17 protein-coding genes and 3 tRNA genes are annotated in these 16323 nt (G+C 49.6%); 15 read left to right on the top strand and 5 right to left on the bottom strand.

The window, feature by feature from the left end; translation table 11 throughout:
• Positions 1-48: 48 nt before the first annotated feature.
• Both J3L11_RS07915 and J3L11_RS07910 read right to left on the bottom strand, forming a co-directional pair.
• Entirely contained in the window at positions 49-240 is a 192-nt protein-coding gene (locus J3L11_RS07915) for a bacterioferritin-associated ferredoxin (protein WP_133037963.1), read from the bottom strand.
• A gap of 190 nt (positions 241-430) precedes the next feature.
• Positions 431-1357 carry a D-2-hydroxyacid dehydrogenase gene (locus J3L11_RS07910; protein ID WP_207570666.1) on the bottom strand — a complete coding sequence of 309 codons (927 nt, stop codon included), beginning with the start codon at positions 1355-1357 and terminating at the stop codon, positions 431-433.
• A 50-nt stretch (positions 1358-1407) separates the two neighbouring features.
• Here J3L11_RS07910 and J3L11_RS07905 point away from each other — a divergent pair, with 50 nt between their 5' ends.
• A complete protein-coding gene (locus J3L11_RS07905; protein WP_207570684.1) occupies positions 1408-1740 on the top strand; it encodes a DUF3392 domain-containing protein in 333 nt (110 codons plus the stop codon).
• Between the two features lie 2 nt (positions 1741-1742).
• Here the strand turns inward: J3L11_RS07905 and J3L11_RS07900 are convergent, their stop codons facing one another.
• The 3 genes from J3L11_RS07900 to rsgA all read right to left on the bottom strand — a co-directional run bounded on the left by J3L11_RS07900 (position 1743) and on the right by rsgA (position 4494).
• Entirely contained in the window at positions 1743-2465 is a 723-nt protein-coding gene (locus tag J3L11_RS07900) for a glycerophosphodiester phosphodiesterase family protein (RefSeq protein ID WP_207570665.1), read from the bottom strand.
• A gap of 67 nt (positions 2466-2532) precedes the next feature.
• Positions 2533-3408, bottom strand: a complete 876-nt coding sequence (asd, locus tag J3L11_RS07895; protein ID WP_207570664.1) for an archaetidylserine decarboxylase — start codon at positions 3406-3408, stop codon at positions 2533-2535.
• A 24-nt stretch (positions 3409-3432) separates the two neighbouring features.
• The gene (gene rsgA, locus J3L11_RS07890) at positions 3433-4494 is read right to left on the bottom strand and encodes a small ribosomal subunit biogenesis GTPase RsgA (protein WP_133037958.1); all 1062 of its coding nucleotides are present in this window, start codon (positions 4492-4494) and stop codon (positions 3433-3435) included.
• A 95-nt stretch (positions 4495-4589) separates the two neighbouring features.
• Between rsgA and orn the strand changes: the two genes are divergently transcribed.
• From orn to hflC, 14 genes are all read left to right on the top strand, one after another.
• Complete coding sequence (gene orn, locus J3L11_RS07885; RefSeq protein ID WP_133037957.1) at positions 4590-5135, top strand: oligoribonuclease; 546 nt, start codon at positions 4590-4592, stop codon at positions 5133-5135.
• Between the two features lie 104 nt (positions 5136-5239).
• Positions 5240-5315: transfer RNA gene (locus J3L11_RS07880), tRNA-Gly, on the top strand.
• Positions 5316-5350: 35 nt separating this feature from the next.
• Positions 5351-5426: transfer RNA gene (locus J3L11_RS07875), tRNA-Gly, on the top strand.
• 21 nt (positions 5427-5447) lie between these two features.
• Positions 5448-5523 (top strand) — tRNA-Gly (locus J3L11_RS07870).
• Between the two features lie 303 nt (positions 5524-5826).
• Complete coding sequence (locus J3L11_RS07865; RefSeq protein WP_133037956.1) at positions 5827-6282, top strand: hypothetical protein; 456 nt, start codon at positions 5827-5829, stop codon at positions 6280-6282.
• Between the two features lie 196 nt (positions 6283-6478).
• Entirely contained in the window at positions 6479-7954 is a 1476-nt protein-coding gene (locus J3L11_RS07860) for an NAD(P)H-hydrate dehydratase (RefSeq protein ID WP_133037955.1), read from the top strand.
• Between the two features lie 38 nt (positions 7955-7992).
• Entirely contained in the window at positions 7993-8469 is a 477-nt protein-coding gene (gene tsaE, locus J3L11_RS07855; RefSeq protein ID WP_207570663.1) for a tRNA (adenosine(37)-N6)-threonylcarbamoyltransferase complex ATPase subunit type 1 TsaE, read from the top strand.
• Positions 8462-9790: an N-acetylmuramoyl-L-alanine amidase gene (locus tag J3L11_RS07850; RefSeq protein WP_207570662.1), complete on the top strand. Its 1329-nt coding sequence runs from the start codon at positions 8462-8464 to the stop codon at positions 9788-9790. Before tsaE ends, J3L11_RS07850 begins: the two co-directional genes overlap by 8 nt.
• Positions 9791-9797: 7 nt before the next feature.
• The gene (gene mutL / locus J3L11_RS07845; protein WP_207570661.1) at positions 9798-11561 is read left to right on the top strand and encodes a DNA mismatch repair endonuclease MutL; all 1764 of its coding nucleotides are present in this window, start codon (positions 9798-9800) and stop codon (positions 11559-11561) included.
• A 34-nt stretch (positions 11562-11595) separates the two neighbouring features.
• On the top strand, positions 11596-12486 hold the full coding sequence (miaA, locus tag J3L11_RS07840; protein ID WP_242695147.1) for a tRNA (adenosine(37)-N6)-dimethylallyltransferase MiaA: 891 nt from the start codon (positions 11596-11598) through the stop codon (positions 12484-12486).
• 87 nt (positions 12487-12573) lie between these two features.
• The gene (gene hfq, locus J3L11_RS07835; RefSeq protein WP_133037951.1) at positions 12574-12852 is read left to right on the top strand and encodes an RNA chaperone Hfq; all 279 of its coding nucleotides are present in this window, start codon (positions 12574-12576) and stop codon (positions 12850-12852) included.
• A gap of 17 nt (positions 12853-12869) precedes the next feature.
• The gene (hflX, locus tag J3L11_RS07830; RefSeq protein WP_207570659.1) at positions 12870-14177 is read left to right on the top strand and encodes a ribosome rescue GTPase HflX; all 1308 of its coding nucleotides are present in this window, start codon (positions 12870-12872) and stop codon (positions 14175-14177) included.
• A gap of 35 nt (positions 14178-14212) precedes the next feature.
• A complete protein-coding gene (gene hflK / locus J3L11_RS07825; RefSeq protein WP_189617977.1) occupies positions 14213-15373 on the top strand; it encodes an FtsH protease activity modulator HflK in 1161 nt (386 codons plus the stop codon).
• A gap of 3 nt (positions 15374-15376) precedes the next feature.
• Entirely contained in the window at positions 15377-16303 is a 927-nt protein-coding gene (hflC, locus tag J3L11_RS07820; RefSeq protein WP_189617978.1) for a protease modulator HflC, read from the top strand.
• Positions 16304-16323: the final 20 nt, after the last annotated feature.

Here is a 16323-nt window from a genome sequence, read left to right as displayed (position 1 = left end):
ATGAAAAAGCCGCATTCTCTGCGGCTTTTTCATTACTAAGAATTGACGTCAAGCGACTTCGTAGTAGTTAGGTTCTAGCTCCAGTTGCTGCTGGATGATCTGCATTGCCATACGGCTACACTTACCGCACTGATCACCAACACCTAAACGCTGGCGAACTTCTTTAAGACTGGTATCTCCCTGGCTGACAGCCTGTCTTATCTGAGTATCCGTAATGGCGTGGCACAGACAAACATACATAACTGCTAGACTCCAGAACACTTGAAATGGGAATTGTTATTATTATAAATAAAAATAGTTCTCAATAACAATAGTGTTTGATGGTTTTTCTGCAGGGATCACATGTTGTTTTTTGATCAATATAAAATTCAAAAGGTTACATTTCTTTGGGGGCGTCTAACCTAATAACTAGGCGCGATATTCGCTAGCGTCAGTAACCTCGGCTGAAATCCACTAGATACTTCAGCGAATGGTGTTGTCGCCAGCGCTGGTAGTTATCAGCAAAAATCTCTACCACTTGTGTTGGAAAACTCGGTGCTGATATGTGTGGTGTGATGAATGCATTAGTCTGCTGCCATAAGCGATGGTTGGCAGGCAAGGGCTCTTGTGGAAACACATCCAGGATGGCGGTGATATCGGGCCGGCTGAGCAACAATTCACTCAGTGCTTCTAAGTCAATAGCGTTGCCTCTACCAACGTTGAACAGTAACGCTCCTTGTTTCAGACAGTTAAGACGTTCTCTATTGAGTATCTCTGTTGTTGCAGCTGATGCTGGCAAGGTATTGACGACCACATCGGCTGCCGCCAACGCTAGCGTTAGCTGGCTTTCAATAATGATTTGCGCAAACGGCATTATTGATTTTCCGCTGCGATTAAGCCCGATGGTCTTCATGCCAAAATGTTGCGCGGTAGTGGCAATATGACAACCGATAGAACCTGTACCTAACAACAACATCTGTTTTCCCTGTAAGCTGTTGTATTCGCCGGGATACCACAACGCTTGTTGCTGCTGTTGTCGATACCGCTGCTGTTGACGACAGTGTGCTAACAGATAACCAAAAACGTATTCACTCATCAACGGACCAAAAATCCCCTTGATATTGGTAAGTTGATAATCTTGACGACTCTTGGGCGTCAGCAATTTGTCCACCCCAGCAAAAGTCGATTGCAACCACTGCAGTTTAGCGGCGAGAGGTAATAACGGGGCTGCCAGCGCAGGTTCGGCTAACCAGATATCAGCTTCGCGAATAGCCGTAGGGGAATCATCCAGTAATGTCAGTTCTGGTAATGCCAGTTGTTGCAGTAGTGTCTGGTAGTGTTGATTTTCACGGGTAAGCAGCAGCAACTTGTGAACCATTTCAGATACCTATATGCTGGCAGTCATCTATGGCCAGCGCTTGTTATAAAATGCATTATCTTGTTGAATATTTAACCAAATTTGGCGCTATGCTGCATCCTTGGCTGAGTGAAATTGCTACCGCTATGGTTGCATGCATCGTGCTGGTGTTTGGTGCTGATGTAAACCGTTGGTTGCGGCGCCAGTTGGGCGCCCGCAACTTTGTTGTGCGCACGCTGATTTTCATTGTGTTGAACGCATTTGGCTACGGCATGTTAATCGTGGTTGCTAGCCCTTGGCTTGCCGGACAGTTGGCACATATGCCTGCCATGTGGATGTTAATATTGGTTGTCGCTACCTTCATTGTTGTGGGTAGCTGGGCGCAGCGCAATAACCAGAGCTGAACTTATTCGAACCAATCCCAGTAACGCTGGGAAATGGGTTCAGCCAGAACTTGCCGTGCTTTATCTGGCAAATTACTGAAAATGCCGTCAACGCCGAGTTGCTGGAGTGCACGAATATCGTCAGCATCATCAACGGTATAGACATTTACCTTCAGACCACGGCGATGGGCGTCGGCAACCAACTGATGGCTGATAAAGTTAATATCCACGTGTAGCGCTGTAGCATTTAGCGCACTGGCGCAGGCCGCCAGATCTTCAGGAATACTGGCCAGCAATGGTGCAACATGTGCCTCTGGATACTGTAACTTTACCTGGCGTAGGTAAGGGTGGTTGAAGGAGGAAATCAATAACTGTTCTGGACGGTACCCGAGCGCGTAAAGATACTCTGGATATTGCACTAGAAATGGCGCCACGCAGCCGATCCCTTTCAATTCGATATTGACCAGTAAGCGGCCATTCAACGTTTGTAGCACTTGTTTAAGTGTCGGGATCGGTTCACCACCCACCCGTAATTCGGCGATCTCTTGCAGTGTTTTATGGTGGATGAGGCCACTGCCAGTACTTTTGTGAGCCAACTGCCGGTCATGAAACACCAACAACTCACCTTCCACATTATGTACATCCAGCTCGACGGCATCGGCACCCAGTTCCAATGCCAACATCATCGCTTTTAGTGTATTTTCCGGCGCGTAGCCACTGGCACCTCGATGCGCAAAAACCAACATAATCAGCCTCTCACAACCACATCAGCCTTTCATTGCGATGGCGGTAACCGGCATTGCAGACATCCACTCAGATCTCAGTACTGTCAGCTATCTTAGCCAAAGCGGCGCCCATACGGGTAACTGCTTTAGCTTCAACGCCCTCGGCAAATTCCGCCAGTACATCTTTAGCAAACAACAATACTACTGTGCTACCGAGCTTAAAACGTCCCATCTCTTCACCTTTGCGCAGTGTGATGGCGTCGTCTCCTTGGGTATCATAATCCCAAGTGAATACCTTATTTCCGGTTGGTGGCGTTACTGTCCCCGCCCAGACGGTTTCAATACTGGCAACAATCGTTGCGCCTACCAATACCATCGCCATCGGGCCGATGTTGGTTTCAAAAATTGCCACTACCCGTTCATTACGGGCAAATAGTCCTGGTACATGGCGGGCGGTCAACGGATTGACTGAAAATAGTTCCCCAGGAACATAGATCATTTTCGACAGCACGCCATCAATCGGCATATGAATGCGATGATAATCCTTAGGAGCGAGGTAGATAGTGGCGAAGTCACCGCCGTCAAAACGTGCGGCAACCGCTTCTTTACCCCCCAGCAAGGCTAACGCACTGTAATCGTGGCCCTTGGCCTGAATAATCCTGCCATCTACAATGGCACCGCATTGGCTGACGGTGCCATCGACTGGATGGGCCAGATACTGAGGGTCATCACACAGTGGACGAACTCCCGCTTTTAACGCTCGGGTGAAGAAAGCATTGAAACTACGGTAATCTTCGGCGTCAGAAATCTGCGCTTCGGCCATATCGATGCCGTAATGTTTGATAAACCAGCGAATAGCGCTAGTTGTCAACGCGCCAGCTTCCGCAGCGGCCAATTTGCCAACCGCTCTTGAAAGCAGATGTTTGGGCAACAGGTATTGCAGTGCAATCTTCAGTTTGTCCAAGGTATAGTTCCTTCTTTACGAGGTTTAAAAATCATCCACACCAGCGCGGAACTGACGTGCATGACGTTGTTCATCGAGACTGGCAATAATGCGGTGGTAGTTGTTAAAGCGATCCTGGGCAATTTTGCCTTGCTCAACGGCTTCTCGCAATCGGCAGCCGGGGTCGTCCAGATGTTTGCAATCACGGAATTTGCAGCCGCCCAGATAATCACGAAATTCTACAAAGCACCAGCTAACACGCTCGGCGCTGAGATGCCACAGGGCGAATTCTCGTACACCGGGAGAATCAATCAGGTCGCCTCCCGATGGCAGATGCAATAATTTTGACGTCGTCGTGGTATGTTGACCCAGTCCAGAGTTGTCTGATACATCACCAATAAGTAGTTTGGCATTGGGTAACACGGCATTGATCAGCGACGATTTCCCTACCCCTGACTGACCGGTAAAGATGCTGACCTTGTCATCTAACAAGGCTTTTAACTCTTCAATGCCAGCGCCGGTGCGGCCACTGGCTTCATACACCTGGTAACCAATAGCGCGATACTGCTCTAACGCTTTATCAATTGCGGGAGCCTGTTCTTCTGTCAGTAAGTCAATTTTGTTGAGCACTATCACCGGGGGAATACCACAGTCTTCAGCGGCCGCTAGGTAACGGTCAATGATCTGGCTGGAAAATGCTGGGACCACGGACGAAACAATCAGGATCTGATCAATATTGGCCGCCACCACTTTCACACCGTCATAAAGGTCAGGGCGGGTAAGGCTGGAGTGGCGCTCATGCACGGCTTCCACGATCCCTGGAATTGTGTGATTAGCATCAATCGCTTGGCGAAAAACCACCTTGTCACCACACACCAAACTGCCTATGGTACGGCGCAGATTACAGCGTACTAGCTCACCGGAGTCTGTTTCCACATCAGCATGTTGGCCAAAGCGCGATATCACTGTGCCTTCTTGTTCTGGCCCCAGCAGATTATCCTGTAATTCAGTGGCTGTAGTCTCAGTGCTACTACCGCGTTGCAAGCGTTTTTCATGGTTTGCTTTCATGCGGCGCAACTGGCCATGGGTCAGCTTCTTTTTGCTCACGGATACCTTGGTTTGTTGACTGGCTTAAAAAAGCAGTATGATACACGGTCTTGAATAAAAAAGCCTGAATATGGCAGCAGAGAGAAGGGCGCACTATGGCAGCCAATGCAGAAAACCTGATTTGGATAGACCTGGAAATGACCGGACTAGAGCCGGAAACTGACCGCATCATTGAAATTGCCACATTGGTGACAGACAAACAGCTCAATATTGTTGGCGAGGGCCCAGTCATTGCCATCCACCAGAGTGATGCAGTATTGGCGGCCATGGATGACTGGAATCAGCAACATCATGGCGAATCTGGCTTGATCGCCCGTGTGCAGACCAGCCAGCACAGTGAACAAGATGCCATCCGCGAAACCATTACCTTTTTGCAACAGCATGTACCACAAGGTGTGTCACCCATGTGTGGCAACAGCATCGGTCAGGATCGGCGTTTTTTGAACAAATATATGCCAGAGCTGGAAAACTATTTCCACTATCGCAATATTGATGTCAGTACCATCAAAGAGCTGGTGCGGCGCTGGCAGCCAGAAATTATGAAAGATTTCAAAAAGCAAAATACCCACCAAGCCTTACAGGATATTCAGGAATCTATTGCGGAACTGAAATTTTACCGGGAGCGGGTATTTAAAATTTGAGCGTTTGACAGATAATTGTCATCAGGGGGGTTGCAGGGGGTAGAAATTTGCCTATAATGCGGCCTCACCTTCCTGCTGGTTCTCAACACTGGTAGGAATGCGGTGCGACATTAGCTCAGTTGGTAGAGCGATACCTTGCCAAGGTATAGGTCACCGGTTCGAACCCGGTATGTCGCTCCAACTCCCGAATAGTGTTACTGTTTTTGACATTAGATGCGACATTAGCTCAGTTGGTAGAGCGATACCTTGCCAAGGTATAGGTCACCGGTTCGAACCCGGTATGTCGCTCCAAGTTCGGGTGTTTTTCTCTTTGCGACATTAGCTCAGTTGGTAGAGCGATACCTTGCCAAGGTATAGGTCACCGGTTCGAACCCGGTATGTCGCTCCAATCTTCCCTTTCAGCCCTATTTAGCTAGCCATAGCAGCGGCAATCAAAATTGCTTATTTGCTGTATACATTGGCTTTTCTTTTTTAAAGCAGATTATACTGGCGCGGAATAACTGTTGCTGTGTTCAGGATTGACGAGACGGATTTCGTGATCCATCGCAGGTTTGTTGCATGATCACTAATATAAGGTTGGCCGTTACCTGCAAATTATGACGGCAGTCATGTATTCAACAGGCGTTTGCTTTCATAATGAACACAGTTCGAATCAACCTCAGCAAATCGCTACCAAAATGGAGGGTGCCGGATGCGTATCCAACAACTGCGTGAACTTCTGGATTATATCGCTGAATGTCGTCTTGATATGGCCAAGATGTATCACAGATTACATAATCAGGCTGATTCTTCCCGGGCAAAACTGGTGCTGGAATATTTTGAAAAACACCAGAAAGATGTCGCCCAGCATCTGGAAGACTATATCGACGCGGCACCGTCAAAGATCCTTGATGCCTGGTATAAAGACTTTGTGTTTGAAGATTTTAAAAAGCGTTGTCAGGATGTGATGTTACCAGCGAACATGAGTGAAGATGATGTACTTGAATTGCATCTCGAACTCGACAATGCTTTGATTGCATTGCTGGAAAAAACCGCAGCCTCCTCCTCTTCAGCGGAAGTAAAAAGTGCGCTGGAAGACCTCGTGCGGGTGGAAAAAATTCACCAGCATCGCTTGGTTCACAGCACTATCAGAATGGAAGACATTTAAGTTTTAATGCTTACGGTTGATAAATAGCACTTTTATTGCGCCCGGTTTTCACCGGGCTTTTTTATGGCAATAGTATGATCTTCTGATATAGGTCATAAACCGCTGGTGACAGGGTTGTTAGTCTGCCTAGAGTAGGATCAGCAATACGCTGACAGAACTTATATTTCGGCAGTGCAAAAAGTTCCGGAGAACAGCTATGGCACAGGATTTGTCACACTTACCTTCTCGTTTGTATACCGCAGCCGCGGTCAGACAGGCTGAACTTGCCTGGGTTGCGGCTGACGAAGGGTCTCTTTATCAACTGGTGGAGCGAGCTGGTAAAGCGGCATTCGAGCTGCTCAAACAACATCTCAAATTACCTCAGAAAGTCTTGGTCATTGCCGGACAAGGCAATAATGGCGCCGATGCCCTGGTATGTATGCGCCATTTACTGCAGGCCGGGGTTGAGGCGTCGTTGCTGCTGCATCCTGCCCGCATGCCCACCGCCGAATGGCAGCAGGCCTGGAAACAGTTGCAGGCGTTCCAGTTTGCACAGATAACTGCTGATGAATGGCCTGAAGCCGACATTATTGTCGATGGGTTGCTGGGAACCGGTGTGCGTGGCGAATTGCGACCACAGGTGGCGGCATTGATTGAACGTATCAATCACAGCCAAGCCTTGGTTTTCAGTCTGGATTTACCTTCAGGTATTGTGGCAGATACAGGCGCCGCCACCGGTGCTGCCGTCATGGCGGATATCACTCTGATAATGGGGGCGGTCAAACAGGGGCTGCTTACCGGTCGAGCCCGCCATTGTTGCGGTGAGCTGTCATTCGCCGATATTGGTCTGACACCTTATTTGCCCGAATCCAATGTATTACGGGTGGATCGGCATTTCTTGTCTGCCTGTTTTAAGGCGCGACCACGTGATAGTCACAAGGGAAAGTCAGGTAAGGTGACGGTTATCGGCGGTGACCACGGCATGGCAGGTGCTATCCGACTCGCCGGTGAGGCCTGCCTGCGTGCTGGTGCTGGTCTTGTCACCGTCATCAGCCGTCCTGAACATCAGTTGACCATCAACGATGGTCGCCCGGAACTGATGTTTCGCAGTTGTGAGCTGGTGGATATGGAAGTGTATCAGCGACTCGGCTGGGCTGATGTCTTAGTGTTGGGTCCGGGCCTTGGTCGTCAAGACTGGGGTTATAACCTCTTTAAGGCGGCGGGGTTGACGGATAAACGGGCGGTTGTCGACGCTGATGCCCTGAATATGCTCAGTAGTGAACCAGAACAACAAACCCAGTGGGTGTTAACGCCTCACCCCGGAGAAGCCGCCCGATTGCTCGGTTGCGATGGCCAAACTGTCGAGACCGATCGCTTTGCTGCGGTGCGTGCATTGCAACAGAAATATGGCGGTACGGTACTGTTAAAAGGTGCGGGCACACTGATCTGCGATGGTGAAATGCTGTATGTTGCACCGGTTGGTAATCCAGGCCTTGCCAGCGGTGGGTGTGGTGATGTGTTATCTGGTATAATCGGCGCGCTGATGGCGCAAGGGTTAGATAACTGCCGAGCAACAGTTGCTGCAGTCGTAGTGCATGGTGAGGCGGCAGACCTCGCAGCGCGCGACGGTGAACGTGGGATGCTTGCCAGTGATCTGATGCCTTGGATCCGTCGTCTGGTGAATACGGAATAACACGGGCCAGAAGGCCCTGAGCTTGGATCCCTGAGAAAATGACAAGTCTGCAATCATTAATTTTGCATCTTAAGGATGAACAACAAACCGTGGCTTTAGGTCAACGCCTTGCTGGCTTATTGGTACCGCCGTTGGTGATTTATCTTACCGGTGAACTTGGGGCGGGAAAGACCACTTTCAGTCGTGGACTGATCCAGGGACTCGGTCATAAAGGGAACGTGAAAAGCCCAACCTATACGTTGGTAGAACCTTATGAGCTCGAACAGCTGGACGTTTACCATTTTGATCTGTATCGGCTAAGTTCCGCCGAAGAGTTGGAGTACATGGGGATCCGTGATTACTTCAACAACCGCAGCTTGTGCATTGTTGAATGGCCAGAACGCGGTGACGGCTGTTTACCACCAGCGGATATACAGCTGCATATTAAGTATGTTAATACTGAGCGAGAAGTTGTCATCAGCGCCTGCTCGGATTCCGGAAGGATGCTATTAGAAAAATTACAGAACGATGCCTAGAACTAATAACATCTTATTAAAATATATAGTTTTTTTTCTATTTTTTACGGTGGTTTTTCCTGCCGCGGCGGCCAATACACTCAACAGTGTACGGATCTGGGCTGCACCGGATTCGACACGGGTAGTGTTCGACCTTGCGACAAAGCCTCAGTACGACTCTTTTACCCTAAAAAATCCTGAACGCCTGGTGATTGACCTGAGCGATACCCGTGGTGCCAAGTCAGTCCTTGAAAAACTCAGCCATAACAGCAAGCTGGTTAAACGTATACGCTTCAGTTCACCACCGGCAAAGGGCACGTTGCGCTTGGTGGTTGACCTCAACCAACCAGCGAAAGCCAATATGTTTTCATTGCCGCCCACTGGCCCTTATGGTGATCGACTGGTGGTGGACTTTGAACTCGGTGGCACCAGCAGCATCGCCCGCGAAGTGGATAATCGCGCAGCGGACGACCGTGATGTGGTGATTGCTGTTGATGCGGGGCATGGCGGGGACGATCCAGGTTCTATTGGCCCTTCGGGTACTTACGAAAAAATGGTCGCGTTGCAGATTGCCAATCGAGTGGCGGCTAAACTGAACACAGTTCCAGGAATTAAGGCGGTTCGCATCCGCGCCGGAGACTACTTTGTTGAACTCAATCGGCGCTCTGAGTTGGCTCGTGAAGCTAAAGCCGATCTGCTAGTGTCGATTCATGCCGACGCATTTACCTCACCGCAACCCCGAGGCTCATCGGTGTGGGTATTGTCCAATCGTCGCGCCAACAGTGAAATGGGACGATTACTGGAACAAAGTGAAAAGGTGTCCGATCTGCTCGGCGGCGTGGGTGAAATTGTTCAAAACACCGATAATGAACAGTATTTGATGCGGACGTTGATCGACATGTCAATGGATAATTCCCGCTCAACAGGCTATCGGGTTGCCAGCAATATTCTCAACGATCTTGGCAAAGTGACGCGTTTACATAAGAAAAATCCAGAGTATGCCAGCCTAGCGGTGCTGAAGGCACCAGACATCCCCTCTTTGCTGGTGGAAACCGGTTTTATCTCTAATCCGTCAGAAGAAAAACTGCTGAAAAGCCCAACACATCAGGAACAACTGGCCACTGCAATCGCGCAGGGGATCCGCCAGTATTTTGAGAGCTATCCACCGGAAGGCACCTTGTTGGCTAAACGCGGCAACATCAAACATAAGGTTGCCAGCGGTGAGTCATTATCCATTATTGCGCAGCGCTACCAGGTGTCTGTGGCCGCGATTAAAAAGGCCAATAATCTGAAATCAGACGTCGTGCGTATCGGTCAGCAGCTGATCATTCCTAGAGCCTGAGGTTGATATGGCTATTCAGATATTACCGCCGCAACTGGCTAATCAGATTGCTGCCGGTGAAGTGGTAGAACGTCCGGCGTCAGTCGTTAAAGAGCTGGTTGAGAACTGTCTTGATGCGGGCGCGACCCGCATCGATATCGACATTGAAAAAGGTGGAGCCAAGCTGATCCGTATTCAGGATAATGGCAGTGGTATCGAACAAAATGATTTGCCGCTGGCGCTGTCGCGGCACGCCACCTCAAAGCTACATACCTTAGATGATTTGGAAGCGATTCTTAGCTTTGGTTTTCGTGGGGAAGCCTTGGCAAGTATCAGTTCAGTTTCTCGGTTGACGCTGACATCCCGCACCTCTGCACAGTCCGAGGCCTGGATGGCATACGCTGAAGGTTCAGAAATGGCGGTGAAGCTGCAACCTGCGGCACATCCCGTGGGGACGACCATTGAAGTGGCCGATCTGTTTTTCAATACTCCGGCGCGTCGGCGTTTTCTCAAAAGTGATAAGACAGAATTTGCCCATATTGATGAATGGTTGAAACGCATGGCGTTGGTGCGCCCGGATATTCAGCTAACACTCAAGCACAACGGCAAGCAGGTACGGCATTATCGGCCCGCCAATACCGACAACCAGTACTTACAACGCTTAACACAGGTCACTGGCCGCAGTTTTGCTGAGCAAGCCGTAAAAATTGAATGCCAGCATGATGATCTGTCTCTGAGCGGTTATCTGCAATCACCACAACAACGAGAATTACAGGACACCCATTACTTTTATGTCAATGGCCGACTCGTGCGCGACCGACTGGTCAATCATGCGGTGCGGCAGGCGTTTGCAGATCTTGATGAAATAGAGCAGCCAGGTTATGTGCTGATGCTGCAGTTAGACCCTCATCAAGTGGATGTGAATGTGCATCCGGCTAAGCACGAAGTCCGCTTTCATCAGGCGCGATACGTACATGATTTTATTCTGCAGGCATTAACGTCGGCATTGGAACAATCGGCAACATTGTTGCCGGTAGCCCCATTTCCCATTAAGCCGCAATTAAGCGAGTATCCGTATAGTGAGCCGCCGCGGTCATTTGCTTCGCAACCTGCTGATGACCGGAGTTTTGCACCTCAACGGGAAACAAGTTCCACAGCGACATATAGCGGTGGCGGAAGGGCTTCCACGGCACCTACAAAGCTGTCTAAAGCTGTTCTGCACAGCTACGGGGCGTTGCTCAGCACTCCTGGACACGTCAATGAAACAAGCGATGTTGTGCCCACAATGCCGCCGCTGCTGGATGGTGAATTCTGGGTACTGACTGATGCTGACAAACTGCTGTTGTTACCGATAAAACCTGTGGCGCAGCAACTCAAATATCAGCAGATTGCCGATAAGCTGCCTCAGGGATTACCTGCGCAGCCGCTGTTGATGCCCGTGGCACTGGATCTTGTCGAAGAATGGAAGTCTGTGCTTGAGGAACAGCAAGTGTTACTGAGTCGCTTGGGGTTAGAGCTCAATATTCGTTATCAGCAGTTGATAATCAAAAAAGTACCCCCATATCTCAGAGACACGCAGCTTGCTGAACTGGTGCCGGAACTGTTGCAGTGGTTGCTAAAAGGCGCTCCGGCAGATAGCGAATTGGCGCAATGGTTAGCGCAAAAGAGTACGCAAGGCTTTGTCTCAGCCCCAACCGTTTGGCAGATGCTCAGCGTGTTGGACGACACGGCTAAGGCACGGATTTTTAAATTGGCCCAGGTATTGCCTTGGCGTAAATGGTTGGAACAGTAGTGTGACTGAGGCATTACCCAGAGTTATTACCCTGATGGGGCCGACAGCCTCCGGAAAAACAGCACTGGCGTTAGCGCTGGCGGAGCACCACAACTGTGAAATCATTTCCGTCGATTCGGCACTGATTTACCGGCAGATGGACATAGGTACCGCTAAGCCCTCGGCGGCAGAGTTACAACGGGCTCCGCACCGTTTGATTGATATTCTGGACCCGTTGCAAAGTTATTCCGCAGCGGATTTTCGCGCAGATTGTCTGCGGGAGATTGAAGCGGTGCTGGCACAAGGGAAAACACCACTGTTGGTGGGCGGCACCATGATGTATTTCAAGGCATTGCTGGACGGATTATCGCCATTGCCTAGTGCTGACGAAAACGTCCGGGCGGAGATTGCGGCAGAAGTTGCCAGCAACGGCTGGTTGGCACTGCATGAACAACTCGCTCAGATAGATCCGAATGCCGCCGCACGGATCCATCCTAACGATCCGCAGCGCTTGTCGCGGGCCATAGAGGTCTATCGCATCAGTGGCAAGACGTTGACCGAACTGACGCAGACGAAAGGTAATGCGTTGCCTTATGACGTGGTGCAATTTGCAGTGGCTCCAGCGCAGCGTGCACAGCTCCACCAAAGTATTGCGTTGCGGTTTGAACAGATGTTGGCTGCCGGTTTTATCGATGAGGTAGCCAATTTAAAAGCTCGGGGTGATCTGCATCTGGATTTGCCTTCGATGCGATGTGTCGGATATCGCCAATGTTGGCAGTATCTTGACGGCGATTATGACTACACTGCTATGACAGAAAAAGCCATAGCCGCCACTAGGCAATTGGCTAAGCGTCAATTAACATGGTTACGGGGATGGCCTGGACTGAATTGGCTCGAGAGCGGTGCAGCAGGAAATTTAGTTACACTTATACATCAATACCGCTAGCTTAATGGTCCTTGCTGTATAATACTAAAACTAAATAAGAAAGTGTCACTGTTGGATTAATACATATAAAGCAAAAAGGAAATAAAAATGGCTAAGGGGCAATCTTTACAAGACCCATTTTTGAATGCGTTACGCCGTGAACGTGTTCCGGTTTCAATCTATCTGGTTAACGGCATTAAGTTGCAGGGGCAGGTAGAGTCTTTTGATCAGTTTGTGATTCTGCTGAAAAACACTGTAAGTCAGATGGTATACAAGCACGCGATTTCAACAGTGGTACCTTCCCGTCCATTCAATATGGGAAGTGGTCATCAAGGCGCGCAAGCCGCTGGTTATACGGCCGGTGATGACAGCAGTAGTGAGCAGTAATAGCGAGGGGTTACTTCTTGTTTGAACGCTATGAAGCGGGGGAAACTGCCGTTCTGGTGCACATTGAATTTACCGATGAAGATAGTCGGGAAGATTTACTGGAACTGCAGTTACTGGTGGAGTCTGCCGGCGCTCGGTCGGTTGGGGTAATCACTGGTAGCAGGAAGGCACCTGATCGCAAGTATTTTGTCGGGACCGGTAAGGCCGAAGAATTAGCCACAATGGTAGCGGCGACAGGGGCTAATGTGGTGATTTTTAACCACGCGTTGAGTCCTGCTCAAGAGCGCAACTTGGAAATGTTGTGCCAGTGCCGGGTGTTGGATCGTACCACGCTGATCCTCGATATTTTTGCCCAACGCGCCCGTACCCACGAAGGTAAGTTGCAGGTGGAGCTAGCGCAATTGCGCCACATGTCAACGCGCCTAGTTCGGGGCTGGACTCACCTTGAACGACAAAAAGGTGGTATTGGTCTGCGTGGCCCCGGTGAAACACAGTTGGAAACTGACCGTCGTTTATTGCGCGGTCGCATCAAGTATATCAATCGCCGCTTGGAGAAAGTGGACAAGCAGCGCGAACAGAGCCGTCGAGCTCGTCAGCGCAGCGATCTTGCCACAGTTTCTCTGGTGGGCTACACCAATGCGGGTAAATCTACGCTTTTCAATACGTTAACTGAATCCACTGTCTATGCAGCGGATCAGTTGTTTGCAACGTTGGATCCAACATTACGTAAACTGGATCTGCAACATGGTGCAGTATTTTTGGCGGACACCGTGGGGTTTATCCGTCATCTGCCTCATGAATTGGTCGCGGCATTTAAAGCGACATTGCAGGAAACTCGTCAGGCAGACTTGTTGCTGCACGTAGTGGATTGTGCCGATGGCAATATGGATGACAATTTTGCACAAGTACAGGAAGTGCTGCGTGAAATTGATGCTGGTGAAATACCGCAGCTAGTTGTTTTCAATAAGATTGATTTGCTTGATGAGGTGGAACCTAAGATAGATATCGACGCTGATGGACATCCTTCTCGAGTATGGATTTCAGCGCAAAAAGGCTTGGGACTGGATCTGTTGAAGCAGGCGATTGAGCAGATCACCGGCAGCACAATTGTCAGTGTGACGCTAAAAATCCCAGCCGCGAAAGGCCATTATCTTGGCCAGTTTTATAACCTGGACGCGATACAGCAGAAAGCGTATGACGACTTGGGGAACTGTATTCTGTCCGTGCGTTTGCCTGAAGCGGATTGGCAGCGGCTTATCAAACAGAGTGAAGGCGAGATTATGCGTCTGGTCTACATTCCTGAAGAAGATAATGCAGTCTGTTAATATTCTCTTTAATTCATCCTTTAACGGAGTATTAAATGGCTTGGAATGAGCCCGGTAACAAGGGTAATGATCCTTGGGGAAATAAGGGCGGCAATGACAAAGGACCGCCAGATATGGACGAAGTGTTCCGCAATCTGTCCAAACGATTTGGTGGCAAAGGAGGCGGATCAGGTTTTAGCATCGGCGCAGTAGTGATTGTGCTGGCGATTGCTGTGGCTGTATGGGCCTTTTCTGGTTTTTACACCATCAAGGAAGCTGAGCGTGGCGTGGTGTTACGTTTTGGCCAGCATGTTGGGGACGTTGGTGCCGGTTTGCACTGGAAAGCGACATTCATCGACAGCGTCACACCTGTGGATATTTCATCTGTTCGCTCATTGCCGGCCTCTGGCAGCATGTTGACCGGTGATGAAAACGTCGTGCAGGTGGAACTGGATGTGCAGTATAAGGTGACTAATGCCTACCAGTTCTTGTTCAGTGCAGTGGATCCGCGTTCTAGCCTCAGCGAAGCGACAGACAGCGCTCTGCGTTACGTGGTGGGTCACTCCAATATGGATGATATCCTGACCACAGGCCGGGCACAGATCCGTGATGACACCTGGGCGGAAATTGAACGGATAGTCAAACCTTATAATTTAGGGTTGACCATCGTCGATGTGAACTTCCTGCCAGCACGACCACCGGAAGAAGTAAAAGAAGCTTTCGATGATGCCATCGCTGCACAGGAAGATGAGCAGACCTATATTCGTCAAGCCGAAGCTTATGAACGAGAAATTGAGCCTAAAGCGCGTGGTCAGGTACAACGTATCAGTGAAGATGCTCGTGCTTATAAAGAGCAGGTTGTCCAAGATGCTGAAGGTGCGGTTGCTCGTTTTGAAAAGTTATTACCTGAATATAAACAGGCGCCAGAGGTGACTCGCAACCGTTTGTATTTGGATGCTATGCAGGATGTCTATAGCCATACCAGCAAGGTGTTAGTCGATACGAAAAGCAACGGCAACCTGTTGTATCTGCCGCTGGATAAATTGTTATCAGGACAGCACACAGCGACTCCATCGCCAACATCGGCCGCGACCGATAGTCATGGCGGCGATCCTGTCACTAATTTCGGCATGAAGTCTCGTAACGCTGGAGACAGCGATACCAGTATTTCTGGACGGCTTCCCCGTGAAGATCGTACTCGCCAGGGGAGGGAATAATCCATGAACAGAATTTTATTGGTAGTTGCTGTTTTCTGTGTTGGGATTGTGCTGTCTTCGCTGATGGTGGTGAACGAAGGCGAACGGGCAATTGTGGCGCGCTTCGGTGAAGTGGTGAAAGACAATGTTGATGGTAAGATGGTGACCCGGGTATACACCCCAGGGTTACACTTCAAGATCCCATTGATCGATAAAATCCGCTATCTGGATGCTCGTATCCAGACGTTGGATGGTGCCGCAGATCGTTTCGTTACTTCCGAGAAGAAAGACCTGATGGTGGACTCTTACGTGAAGTGGCGTATCAAAGATTTTGAAATGTACTATCTGGCCACTAATGGCGGTATTAAAGCTAATGCCGAAGCGTTATTACAACGTAAGATCAACAGTGATTTGCGTACTGAGTTTGGTAAACGCACCATTAAGGAAATTGTGTCTGGGGTCAGTGAAGATGCTAGTCGCCAGGGAGAAGGTAGTACCCGTGATGAACTGCAGCGCCGAGCCTTGGAAAATGCGGCGAAAAGTGCATCTGACCTTGGGATTGAAGTGGTTGATGTGAGGGTTAAGCAGATCAACTTGCCCGCTAACGTCAGTAACAGCATTTACCAACGTATGCGAGCTGAACGTCAAGCAGTGGCCAAGGAACACCGTGCTAGAGGTAAGGAAGAGGCGGAAAAAATCCGAGCGCGTACTGATGCTAACGTCGTGGTTACCTTGTCAAATGCTAGACGCCAAGGGCAGGTCATGCGAGGCGAGGGCGATGCCATTGCGGCTAAGATCTACGCGGATGCCTACAAAAAAGATCCGGAATTCTATCGCTTCCTGCGTAGCTTGGACGCCTACCGTGCCAGCTTCAATGGCAAATCTGACGTGATGGTGTTAGCCCCCGACAGTGATTTCTTCAAATACATGAAGAAAGAAGATAATAATTAATCGATTATTAAAACGCTGTT

Origin of the sequence: Shewanella sp. 4t3-1-2LB (genome assembly GCF_017368415.1) — a bacterium.
Lineage (GTDB): Bacteria > Pseudomonadota > Gammaproteobacteria > Enterobacterales > Shewanellaceae > Shewanella > Shewanella fodinae.
This window is presented reverse-complemented; position numbering and strand designations above follow the sequence as displayed.